The 523-nt window shown below is 39.8% G+C and carries 1 protein-coding gene; it reads right to left on the reverse strand.

Annotation, left to right across the window (positions count from 1 at the left end):
• Positions 1 to 27: 27 nt before the first annotated feature.
• The coding region (locus JHD69_RS20240; RefSeq protein WP_199142130.1) for a S1 RNA-binding domain-containing protein at positions 28 to 523 on the reverse strand (496 nt) is incomplete at its 5' end.

Here is a 523-nt window from a genome sequence, read left to right on the forward strand (position 1 = left end):
GGATGATATGATTAAGCTGGTTAAAAACTATTTAGATTTGTTTTTGCTTTCTTCGCCTTCCATTTGCTCTTTCAATTGAGCCAATACGCTAAGATCGCCTAAAGTAGATTTCTCTACAGAATCTTTTACTTTTTTAACTGCAGTACTAGCTGCTTTTGCTTCTTTTTTCTTGGTTGCTCTTTCTTCGGCAACTGCCTCAGCTTTAGCCTCTTCCCAAATGCGGGCATGAGAAACAACGATACGTTTGGCATCTTTGTTGAACTCAATGATTTTGAAATCGTTGGTTTCTTCAGCTTTGATTACAGAACCATCTTCTTTAGCCATGTGTTTGGTCGGTACGAAACCTTCAACACCGTAAGGCAAAGCGATAACGGCACCTTTGTCAGTTACTTTAACTACAGTACCTTGGTGGATTGAATCCAAAGTAAAGATCGTTTCGAAAGTATCCCATGGGTTTTCTTCCAATTGTTTGTGGCCTAGGCTCAACTTGCGGTTTTCAACGTCAAGTTCCAAAACAACTACG

This window comes from Pedobacter sp. ASV12 (genome assembly GCF_016429155.1).
GTDB lineage: Bacteria > Bacteroidota > Bacteroidia > Sphingobacteriales > Sphingobacteriaceae > Pedobacter.